This window comes from Cobetia sp. SIMBA_158 (genome assembly GCF_046566945.1).
Classification (GTDB): Bacteria; Pseudomonadota; Gammaproteobacteria; order Pseudomonadales; family Halomonadaceae; genus Cobetia; species Cobetia amphilecti.
In genome coordinates, this window is record NZ_JAWJYL010000919.1 from 1 (window position 1) to 244 (window position 244).

Consider the following 244-nt stretch of genomic DNA (forward strand, 5'->3'; position numbering starts at 1 on the left):
TACGCTCGCCGCGTTCGGCGTGACCGTGTTCCAGATGGGGCTGCTGCTCGCGCTGCCGGTCGTCGCCGCGCTCCTGATCGCCAACCTCGCGCTCGGCATCCTGAACCGCGCGGCGCCGCAGATCGGCATCTTCCAGATCGGCTTCCCGGTCACGATGCTGGTCGGGCTGTTGCTCGTGCAACTGATGATCCCGAACCTCGTGCCGTTCGTGTCGCACCTGTTCGACATGGGCCTCGACGGGATC

At 66.8% G+C, this 244-nt stretch carries 1 protein-coding gene; it reads left to right on the forward strand.

What is annotated here, in order from left to right; genetic code table 11:
* On the forward strand, positions 1–244 hold a 244-nt coding region (locus tag R2R70_RS22500), incomplete at both ends, for a flagellar biosynthetic protein FliR (RefSeq protein ID WP_410979272.1).